The organism is Formivibrio sp. oc-25 (genome assembly GCF_055810895.1).
The window spans coordinates 95,622-106,027 of record NZ_JBVVOL010000004.1; the positions used below are offsets into that span (position 1 = coordinate 95,622).

A 10,406-nucleotide genomic window follows, 5' to 3' on the forward strand; every position below is an offset into this window, starting at 1 on the left:
ACTTCGCCATATTGTATTTGTACAAATTTAATTTGTCATCGAAACGACACATTGCCGGCAGAGCTTGCGGGTATTTGTAGCGGAATGCGAAAGGAGAGGCGGATGAGTAATCTGAATCTGGGGCTGATCGGCAATGGTGCCATCAGCGCATTGATCGACGAACGCGGCCATATTGTCTGGAGTTGCTTTCCGCGTTTTGATGGCGATCCCGTGTTCTGCCATCTGTTGCAGCCGCAGGCACATGAAACCGGACGAGGCGCATTTGGCATCGAGCTGGTGAATTTCTCGCATGCGGAACAGTGCTACGAGACCAATACCGCCGTACTGGTGACACGTTTGCATGATGCGCAGGGTGGTTGTCTGGAAGTGACTGATTTTGCACCGAGATTCAGGCTTTTTGGCCGGATGTTCCATCCGGTGATGCTGGTGCGCCGGGTGCGGCGTGTATCCGGTACGCCGCGCATGATTGCCAATATCCAGCCACTGTTTCGTTATGGCGAGCATAGTCCGGAAGTGACGTTCGGCAGCCATCATATCCGCTATGTCGGGCCTGATCTGACGCTGCGGTTGACCACCGATGCTTCGATCAGCGCCATACAGGAACGGCGCCCGGTGTTCGTGGACGATACGCTGACCTTTGTCCTCGGCGCGGACGAAACCCTGCATGAGGCGGTCGAGGTGGTGGGGCGTCGCTTTCTGGAAGAAACGAAAATATATTGGCACGAATGGGTACGCAGCCTGTTTGTGCCGGTCGAGTGGCAGGATGAAGTGATTCGTGCCGCGATCACATTGCAGCTTAACGCCAGCGAAGATACCGGTGCGATCGTGGCGGCGATGACGACCTCGATTCCCGAGCATGCCGATTCCGGACGTAACTGGGATTACCGCTATTGCTGGCTGCGCGATGGCTATTTCGTGGTCAACGCGCTCAACCGGCTGGGTGCGACCAGCACCATGGAAAAGTACCTCGGTTACATCCTGAATGTTGCCGCTGGCGAGGAGCACGGCTTGCTGCAGCCGGTATATGGCATCAGTGGCGAGGAGCATCTGCATGAGAATGCTGCGCCGGCACTGGCGGGTTACCGTGGCATGGGGCCGGTGCGCGTGGGCAATCTGGCCTATGAACAGGTGCAACATGATGTGTATGGCTCCGCCATTCTGTCGGCCACGCACATGTTCTTCGATCATCGGCTGTTCCGGCGTGGTGATGCCGATCTGTTCCGCCGACTGGAACCCCTGGGTGTGCAGGCGCTTGCACATTTCGACCAGCCTGATGCCGGAATCTGGGAATTGCGCGGCAAGAAGCGCGTGCATACCTATTCAAGCGTGATCTGCTGGGCGGCTTGTGATCGTCTGGCGCGCATCGCGCAGCAATTGGGGCTGTCCGAACGCGAGAGCTACTGGCGGGAGGCCGCAGACCGGATGCATCGCGTGATCTGCAAGGAGGCGTGGAACGAAAGAAAGCAGGCGTTTGTTGCTGCCTGGGGCGATGATGCGCTCGATGCCAGCATGCTGCTGTTGCACGAGTTCGGTTTCCTGACTGCCTGCGATCCGCGCTTTATTTCGACGGTGGCTGCAATCGAGGCCGAACTCAAGCATGGTGATTTCATCTACCGCTATGTCGAGCAGGATGATTTCGGTACCCCCGACAATGCCTTTCTCGTCTGCACGTTCTGGTATGTGTATGCCCTGCAGGCGCTGGGGCGCCGGGAGGAGGCGCGTCATATCTTCGAGACGCTGCTGCGCTGCTGCAACCCGCAAGGTTTGCTGGCCGAGGATTACTGCAGCAGGACAGGCGAGCTGTGGGGCAATTTCGTGCAGACCTACAGCATGGTGGGGCTGATCAACTGCGCATTGCGTTTATCCAAGCGCTGGGATCAGGCTTACTGAAGATTTCATTGAAAAGCACCTCGAAAAATACAGTGGTTTTTTCGAGGTGCTGTGAAATCAGATGGCGATCTGCTTGATGAAAACCTTGGAGCGGCGCTGGTAGTTGTAAAGCCGCTTGCGCTCGATCGGCAGATCCTCGACCGTGGCCGGGGCGAAGCCGCGTTCGATGAACCAGTGCGCGGTGCGCGTGGTCAGCACGAACAGCTTGCGCACCCCCAGGCTGCGCGCCTGCTGCTCGATATGCTTGAGCAGCTTTTCGCCACGATCTTCCTCGCGGTAGGCCGGGTCGACCACCAGGCAGGCCATCTCGGCCATGCGGTTTTCCAGGAACGGATGCATGGCCACGCAGCCGATGATGCGGCCGTCGTATTCCAGCACCGAATAGCGATGGATTTCCCGCTCGATCAGCTCGCGCCCGCGCTTGACCAGTACCCCCTGGTCTTCCAGTGGCTCGATCAGTGCCAGCATGCCACCGACATCGTCGATGGTGGCTTCGCGCAGCGTTTCCAGCGATTCGTGCGAGACCATGGTGCCGATACCGTCACGCGTGAACAGTTCCATCATCAGCGCGCCATCGGTATGGTGGCTGACCAGGTGCGCCCGCTTGACGCCCTGACGCACGGCGCGAATGGCGCACGGCAGATAGAGCTTGATGTCTTCATGGGCAAAGGTGTTGCTGGCCAGCCATTGCTCGGCTTCCAGTGCGGTCAAGTCGGTCAGCAGCTCTCCGCTTTCCGTTACCACGCCGGGTTGGTCGAGCAGGAACAGCAGCTTGTCGGCTTTCAGTGCGACGGCTGTGCTGGTGGCGATGTCTTCGAGCGGGACATTGAAAACTTCACCGGTGGGCGAGTAACCGATGGTGGAAAGTAGCACCATCTCGCCATCGTCGAGCCGATAACGGATTGCGGTGGTGTCGACCTTGCGCACTTCGCCGGTGTACATCATGTCCACGCCATCGCACACACCCATGGGCTGGGCGGTGATGAAGTTGCCGGCGGAAACGCGGATATCGGCGTTGGCCATCGGCGAGTTGGGCATGCCCATCGACAGCAGGGATTCGATTTCGACCCGCACTGCTCCCACGGCCTGGATCACGCATTCCAGCGCGGCGGCGTCGGTTACGCGCATGCCCTGGTTGTAGCTGGTTTCCAGTCCGCGCTCGGCCAGTCGTGCTTCGATCTGTGGGCGGGCACCATGTACCACCACCAGGCGTACACCCAGGCTGGTCAGCAGGTTGATATCGTAGGTGAGCTGGAAGAACTTGCCATCGCGCACAACATCGCCGCCGAGGGCGATGACAAAGGTGCGGCCCCGAAAGGCATGGATATAGGGGGCTACCTGGCGGAACCAATCGACGAAATCGGTGGTGGGCATGTCGGAATCAGTGTGTCAGGTGGGTAACGAACTGTATTCTAGCGCCGCAGGCTCGATGGTGTGGCCGAAAATGTGCGCGGGAAGCGTCACGGCATGTACAAGTATTGCTTGTGCTGCTGCACAGCCTACAGGTGTTGTAGGAAATTGCGAAATGTCATGTTTCGGCGGGCGATGCAGGTCTGGTCATGCCACTTTGGCTGGTCCTGAGCGGCAATATGTAGTTAAAATACAAGTTTTGTTTCTTCATTTTGTTTTGCCGCGTCAAGTTGGGGGTTTTACTCACCCGGCCTTGCAAGGTATTCACCGGATTATTCAACCATGGACAAAACGATTCGCAAGATTGACTTCAAGAAGGACTGGGTTTCACTCGGTTTGCCTGCACACGTGATTGAAGTGCTCAGTGCTGCCCCGGCTTTGTATGTCGCAGAACACCGCGAGGATCTGTTTAACTGGGCGCTCGGTCGCGAAGCTGGTGCTACTGACTGGAACCACAGCAATCGCGAGGACAAGGGCGAATATGAGTCCGCCTTCGACGTGCCTGGCGTGGGGCGTGTGGTCGAAGCCGTAGTCACCAAGGCGCGCAATGGCCTGGCGGTCAACTTTGTTGATCCGCGCATGCGTCGCCGCGATCCGGATGCCATGGTGATTGGCGATAATCTGCCGACCGACAAGCCGACTTATCAGGAGCGTTTTGGCGAAAAATTCGACAAGATGCGCCAGAAAACGCTCGACTGGCTCAAGACACAGGAGCTGGTGGTGGTGCCGTTCTATGCCGGTCCTGATGAGCTGGGCTATGGTGCTTTGCTGATTTGCCCGAAGAACGCCGCTTTCTTTGCCGGTGCCCTGGCGGATCTGCAGGGCATGATTCCCAACAGCGAAGTGCCGGCCAACTTCAAGTTGTCGGGTGGCGTACTGTTCATCGCCCCGCCGTTCCGTCATACCCATTACGATGGCAAGCAGATCGTGGTGCATTCGCGCTACAGCTCACACCAGGAAATCTATGCCTACAACCTCTATCCGGGCCCGTCGGCCAAGAAGGGGGTTTACTCGATGCTGCTCGACATCGGCGAGCGCGAAGGCTGGACGACCAACCACTGCTCGGCTGTCGGCGTGGTGACCCCGTACGACAACCAGATCGTGATCATGCACGAAGGCGCATCCGGTGGCGGCAAGAGCGAAATGACCGAGCATATCCATCGCATGGAAGATGGCCGACTGCTGCTGGGCAAGAATGTGGTGACTGGCGAGGAGCGCACGCTGTCCCTGCCGGAAGCCTGCCATCTGAATCCGATGGCCGATGACATGGGCTGTGCGCATCCGCGTTACAACGAAGGCCAATCCAAGCTCAATATTGCCGATGCTGAAAATGGCTGGTTCGTGCGTGTTGACCATATCAAGGGTTACGGCACGGATCCGCACCTGGAAAAGCTGTGCATGAATCCGGGCCGTCCGCTGGTTTTCCTCAATCATTACATCGTGCCGGGTGGCCAGGCGCTGCTGTGGGAGCATATTGAAGATGCACCGGGCAAGCCGTGTACCAATCCGCGCGTGATCATTCCGCGTGACATGATCGACGGTATTCAAGAGGGAACCACATCGATTAATGTCCGCAGCTTTGGCGTGCGTTGCCCGCCAACCCACAAGGAAAGCCAGCAGTACGGCATTCTCGGTATGCTGCACATTCTGCCGCCGGCACTCGCCTGGCTGTGGCGTCTGGTCGCTCCGCGTGGTCATGCCAACCCGAGCATCCAGGATTCCAAGGGCATGCATTCGGAAGGGGTAGGCTCTTACTGGGCATTCTGTACCGGCCGCCGTGTGGATCAGGCAAACCTGCTGTTGCAGCAGATCGTTGAGAATACTGATACCCGCCATGTGCTGATTCCGAACCAGTATGTCGGCGCCTGGAAGGTGGGCTTCATGTCGGAATGGATTGCGCGCGAATACCTGGCCCGTCGCGGTAGTGCACGTTTCAGTCGCGATCAGCTGGTTCAGACTGCATGCCCGCTGCTTGGCTATATTCCGAAGCAGGTCAAGATCGAAGGCACCCTGATTCCGCCGGTGCTGCTGCATGTCGACATGCAGCGCGAAGTCGGTCCGGAAGCCTATGCCGAAGCCGGCCGTCAGTGGAAGGAATTCTTCAAGCGTGAACTGGCAGCTTACCTGACGGATGATCTGGATCCGCTGGGTCGCAAGATCATCGAGGCATGCATGAACGATGCCACGCAGGAAGACTACTGGAAGCTGATTCCGCACCAGATGTTCAAGGATTGATCAGTTAGCCAGACAAAAAACGGGGAGGCCAGTGGCCTCCCCGTTTTGTTTGTAATGTTGCCAGTACCCGTTATGCCAGCAGAGATTCCGGCAGCAGGATCTTGTTGTCGGTACTGAACTGGTAATCCTTGAAAATGTGCTCGGCGCTCAGGATCTGGTAGGAGCCGTCAGCCAGCTTGCGAGTGGTGTCTTTCAGGCGGTAGACATAGGCGCCGCAGGTCCAGCAATCGAAATTGCGCATGTGCGTGCACAGGCAAGTTTTTTCCATTACGGAAATCTTCTTGGCATCCGGATGCAGTTCGATCTGCTTGTTGTAGGCATTGATGTAGGAGCAGTTGCCATTGCCGTCGAGCAGATAGCCATAGGCTTCGCAGTTCGGACGAATGCCCGAGCCAATGGCAGGGCTGGATTTCAGCATGCGCATCGGATAGCCGGTCGGCGAAACCGTGTTGACCTCGACGTCGGCTTCGGTGGCTTTGAGATACTCCTGCATCACTTTTTCCGGCAAGCCGCATTCGCGTGCCACGGTAAAACGCGTGGCGACCTGTACTGCAGCGGCACCGGCTTCCAGGAAATTGGTAGCGTCTGAGCCGGTGAAAATACCGCCGGCCGGAATCACCGGAATATCCAGATGTTCATCACGCAGGTATTGCAGTACTTCCAGCACGATGGTGCGCAGGTCGTACTTCGCCCAGTCCTTGATGTCGAAGCCGAGGTGGCCACCCGCGAGCGGGCCTTCTACCACGATGAAATCGGGCAGACGGTTGAGCTTGGCATTCTTGCGCAGGAACAATTGCAGCGCGCGCACTGAAGAGATGATGATGCCGAGCTTGGCATCGCGAAAACGCGGGTGGTCTTCCATCAGCGTAAACGAACCCAGGTGCAGGCCCGCGCTGAGTGTAATACCATCAATGCCGCCATCCAGTGCTGCGTGCAGGCGTGTGCGCAGCGTTTCGCGCGGCGCGTTCATCGTCAGCTTTTCCATGCAGTTGATGAATACCATGCCAGAGCCGCGCTTGGCTTCCATGGTTTTGCTCACATGCATGCGCGTGGCTTCGGCCAGCAGTCCCAGATCAAACTGGACTTCGGATTTGTCGGTATTGGCGACGTTGTACTTATACTTTTGCAGCTTGTCTTTCACATACCGGGTGTTGAAACGCCGGTCGGAGACGGTGGGAGACATGGCGTCCGAAATATGGCCGACACCGCCCAATCTGGCAGCTTCCAGTGCCAGTTCGGCTGTGGAAATATCTACGCCCATGCCGCCGATCATGATCGGTACCAGCTCCTGCTTGCCAAATCGAAGCCGGAAATCATCCACTCGTTTCATTGCATTCCTTCCATAACCATCAAGATTGGCAAGCGCACCGCAGATCCCGTTGCCAGGGATAAGACACGTACTCAACGCGGGTGAGGGCTAGCAGGCCAGTAAACCGTGTAGTTTACCAAATGAAAACCGTTATCAGGCCGCGCCTCAACGCGAAAAGGCCACTCGCATGAGTGGCCCCTTCTTGCCGGGTGGCGCAATTGTATTACAGGATCAGGCGCAATCGGGGATGATGCGCACGTTGATCACGCCATCAACCGCTTTCAGTTTGCCAGCGAGGTCTTCACTGACGTCGCCTGAAACGTCGATGATATTGTAGGCTACATCACCCTTATTCTTGTTGATCATGTCGTCGATGTTCAGGCCTGCAGCGCCGATGGCGGCAGTCAGGTTGCTGATCACGTTCGGCACGTTCTTGTTGCTGATGGTGATGCGTGTCTTGCCGGACGGTGCCATTTCGCAGGCCGGGAAGTTCACCGAGTTCTTGATGTTGCCGCGCTCGAGGAATTCGCGCATCTGGTCGGCAGCCATCACCGCACAGTTGTCTTCCGATTCCGGGGTCGAGGCACCCAGGTGCGGTACGCACAGCACCTTGTCCACGCCAATCAGTTCATCTTCCGGCAGGTCGATCACGTAGCCGGCGACATGGCCGGATGCAATGGCTGCCTTGATGGCAGCGTTGTCGACCAGGCCGTTGCGGCTGAAGTTGATCAGGCGCGCGCCCTTCTTCATGCGGGCAATGCGCTCTTCGTTGAACAGGTTCTTGGTGTCCTTGGTGGCTGGCACATGGATGGTGATGTAGTCGGATTCGGCAATCAGCGCATCCAGGCTGGCAGCCTTCTTCACTTCATGCGACAGCTTCCATGCGGCATCGATGCTGACGAACGGATCGTAGCCGATCACATTCATGCCCAGCGCATTGGCAGCATTGGCCACCATTACGCCGATGGCGCCCAGGCCGATCACGCCCAAAGTCTTGCCCTGGATTTCCGGGCCAACGAACTGTGCCTTGCCCTTTTCGACCAGCGGCGGTACATCGGCGCCCTTGCCCTTGAGGGTGTTGACCCAGTTGACGCCTTCAACGATGTTGCGGCTTGACATCAGCAGCGCCGCGATCACGATTTCCTTCACGCCATTGGCGTTCGCACCCGGGGTGTTGAACACCACGATGCCGTGCTCGGTGCACTTGTCTAGCGGAATGTTGTTTACGCCAGCGCCGGCGCGGGCAATGGCCTTCACGGAAGCCGGGATGTCCATGCTGTGCATGTCGGCCGAACGCAGCAGGATGCCGTCCGGGTTCACGATTTCGGTGGCGGATTCGTAGTTGTCGCGCGGCAGGCGATCAAGGCCGCAGGCAGCGATCTTGTTCAGAGTCTGGATTTTGAACATTGTGTGTCCTTTAAAAACCGAAGGTCGCCCGAAGGCGACCTGAAAATGTATCAATACTGCTTAGGCGTTCTTCGCCTCGAATTCCTTCATGAATTCAACCAATGCCTTGACCCCTTCAACCGGCATCGCGTTGTAGATCGACGCGCGCATGCCACCGACCGAGCGGTGACCGGCCAGGTTTACCAGGCCCTTGGCTTCGGCTTCCTTCACAAACTTCTTGTTGATGGCTTCCGCTGCTTCGGCATCGGCCACGCGGGTGATGAACGGTACGTTCATCAGCGAACGCACGCTCTTTTCCACCGGGCTGTAGAAGTAGCTCGAGCTGTCGAGGAAGTCATACAGCATGGCAGCTTTTTCTGCGTTCTGGGCGAACAGGTTTTCGCGGCCCTTTTCCTTCACCCATTCCAGCACCAGCTTCATGATGTAGATCGCGTAGCACGGCGGGGTGTTGTACATCGACTTGGCTTCGATGTGGGTGCGGAAGTCGAGCATGGTCGGCAGACCGGCCGGGATGCGGTCAACCATGTCCTTGCGGATGATCACGAGCGTCACGCCGGACGGGCCGAGGTTCTTCTGTGCGCCAGCGTACAGTACGGCGAACTTGTTCACATCCATCGGCTCGGACAGGATGCCGGACGAGGCATCGCCGATCAGCGGTACATTGCCGACATCCGGGATCGCGTGGTACTGGGTACCTTCGATGGTGTTGTTGTTGCAGATGTGGAAGTAATCCGCATCCTTGTCCGCACCTGCGATTTCCGGCAGGTAGGACCACTTCTTGTCCTTCGAGGAACCGACGATATTCACGGTGCCGAGCTTGGAAGCTGCTTCAACAGCCTTCTGCGCCCATTGGCCGGTCAGGGTGAAATCGGCCTTTTTGTTGATGGTCATGAAGTTCAGCGGCAGCATGTGGAACTGGAAGCTGGCGCCGCCCTGCAGGAACAGCACATGGTAATCGTCGGAAACACCGAGTACTTCACGCACCAGCGCTTCGCAGCCGTTGATGATGGCTTCGTACGGCTTGGAGCGGTGCGACATTTCCATCACGGACTGGCCAGTGCCCTGGTAGTCGAGCATCTCGGCGGCAGCTTTTTGCAGAACGGCTTCCGGCAACATCGAAGGGCCGGCGGAGAAGTTATAAACACGAGACATTTGGTTGTGGCTCCTTACTTGTAAAATCTGGTTGCGACCAGCAGGGCAGGCTTGCCAGTGCCGGTTGAATATCAGGGTAAACCCGGATATTCGCGCTCAAGGCAGAAAGATACCAGATTGAAAGATTTTTGGCCGCTGACCCATGTCATAAAAATCACAAAACACGAAGTCTTTGCACGAAATCGCGCATGCTTTTGTGCATTGCACCGATTGCGGCTGGATTCGGCCTGTGTTTGCGCTTTTTTCAGTGATCCATGCACTTCATGGGTAGCTGAATGACCTGATCAGCGTGAGCTCACCCGGATTGCGCAGCGGCACCTGCACGACCTGGCGTTTTTCCGATAGCGTGCCTTCCTGCGATACCACGGCCACTTGCGCCAGCGTGATTGCGCCCGGATCGCTTTCATCGCCCCCGTTGCCGTAATAGTTCACATAGACGTGATACACGCCGGGGAGGGGAGCCGGGCTCGCGTAGATTTCCGGGCCGTAGCCGGTGGTGACATCGACATCGAGTGCGCCACCGTTATTGGCCACGCGATGACCATAGAACACGTGCTGGCCATCGGGCGAGATGACATGCAGGTCGAGATCGGTGCCGGGCGTATCCCAGGACAGCAGCACACGTAGCCGTGCCTGCGGTTTGCCTGCATTGGCTTCATAAAACTGCACACGCCGCACTTGCCTGCCGTCGCGTACTTCCACGCTGTTCGAGCCCGAACCAAAGGCATAAGGGCGCGCATAGTGACCGGATTCATCCGCCAGCAGCGGCATCGCTGCCCCGTTGACTACCAGCGTGGCCGGCGTCTTGCGTTTGGCGGCTACGCGTCCCTGGATCAGCGCCAGCGCATTATCCTGCCCTTCTGCCGTGACGGATGCTGCGGGGTAATTCACCGGTTGCACGAAACCGGTCTCGGCCTTGTGGTCATGGCGCCAGCCGCCGTGCGGCGTTTCGGCCCAGGCCATACCGGTTGCCAACAGTAATGCAATGCCTGACTTACCCATG

Annotated in this window: 7 protein-coding genes; 2 read left to right on the forward strand and 5 right to left on the reverse strand. The window is 57.7% G+C overall.

What is annotated here, in order from left to right; genetic code table 11:
• The first annotated feature begins 102 nt into the window (after positions 1-102).
• Positions 103-1,890 carry a glycoside hydrolase family 15 protein gene (locus tag AC0KVQ_RS03990; protein WP_473419832.1) on the forward strand — a complete coding sequence of 596 codons (1,788 nt, stop codon included), beginning with the start codon at positions 103-105 and terminating at the stop codon, positions 1,888-1,890.
• A 57-nt stretch (positions 1,891-1,947) separates the two neighbouring features.
• Here the strand turns inward: AC0KVQ_RS03990 and argA are convergent, their stop codons facing one another.
• Positions 1,948-3,264: an amino-acid N-acetyltransferase gene (gene argA, locus AC0KVQ_RS03995; protein WP_473419833.1), complete on the reverse strand. Its 1,317-nt coding sequence runs from the start codon at positions 3,262-3,264 to the stop codon at positions 1,948-1,950.
• A gap of 318 nt (positions 3,265-3,582) precedes the next feature.
• Here argA and AC0KVQ_RS04000 point away from each other — a divergent pair, with 318 nt between their 5' ends.
• On the forward strand, positions 3,583-5,535 hold the full coding sequence (locus AC0KVQ_RS04000; RefSeq protein WP_473419834.1) for a DUF4914 family protein: 1,953 nt from the start codon (positions 3,583-3,585) through the stop codon (positions 5,533-5,535).
• A gap of 70 nt (positions 5,536-5,605) precedes the next feature.
• Here AC0KVQ_RS04000 and AC0KVQ_RS04005 read toward each other — a convergent pair whose 3' ends face one another.
• The 4 genes from AC0KVQ_RS04005 to AC0KVQ_RS04020 all read right to left on the reverse strand — a co-directional run bounded on the left by AC0KVQ_RS04005 (position 5,606) and on the right by AC0KVQ_RS04020 (position 10,405).
• Positions 5,606-6,865, reverse strand: coding sequence for a nitronate monooxygenase (locus AC0KVQ_RS04005; protein WP_473419835.1), 1,260 nt, complete (start codon positions 6,863-6,865; stop codon positions 5,606-5,608).
• A gap of 210 nt (positions 6,866-7,075) precedes the next feature.
• Positions 7,076-8,251, reverse strand: a complete 1,176-nt coding sequence (locus AC0KVQ_RS04010; RefSeq protein ID WP_473419836.1) for a phosphoglycerate dehydrogenase — start codon at positions 8,249-8,251, stop codon at positions 7,076-7,078.
• A gap of 60 nt (positions 8,252-8,311) precedes the next feature.
• A complete protein-coding gene (gene serC, locus AC0KVQ_RS04015) occupies positions 8,312-9,403 on the reverse strand; it encodes a 3-phosphoserine/phosphohydroxythreonine transaminase (RefSeq protein WP_473419837.1) in 1,092 nt (363 codons plus the stop codon).
• 261 nt (positions 9,404-9,664) lie between these two features.
• Positions 9,665-10,405, reverse strand: coding sequence for a YfaP family protein (locus tag AC0KVQ_RS04020; RefSeq protein ID WP_473419838.1), 741 nt, complete (start codon positions 10,403-10,405; stop codon positions 9,665-9,667).
• Between the last annotated feature and the right edge of the window lies 1 nt (position 10,406).

Coding starts and splice junctions, on each gene's coding strand:
- AC0KVQ_RS03990 (WP_473419832.1), top strand. CDS start 103: ATGAGTAATCTGAATCTGGGGCTGATCGGCAATGGTGCCATCAGCGCA.
- argA (WP_473419833.1), bottom strand. CDS start 3,264: ATGCCCACCACCGATTTCGTCGATTGGTTCCGCCAGGTAGCCCCCTAT.
- AC0KVQ_RS04000 (WP_473419834.1), top strand. CDS start 3,583: ATGGACAAAACGATTCGCAAGATTGACTTCAAGAAGGACTGGGTTTCA.
- AC0KVQ_RS04005 (WP_473419835.1), bottom strand. CDS start 6,865: ATGAAACGAGTGGATGATTTCCGGCTTCGATTTGGCAAGCAGGAGCTG.
- AC0KVQ_RS04010 (WP_473419836.1), bottom strand. CDS start 8,251: ATGTTCAAAATCCAGACTCTGAACAAGATCGCTGCCTGCGGCCTTGAT.
- serC (WP_473419837.1), bottom strand. CDS start 9,403: ATGTCTCGTGTTTATAACTTCTCCGCCGGCCCTTCGATGTTGCCGGAA.
- AC0KVQ_RS04020 (WP_473419838.1), bottom strand. CDS start 10,405: ATGGGTAAGTCAGGCATTGCATTACTGTTGGCAACCGGTATGGCCTGG.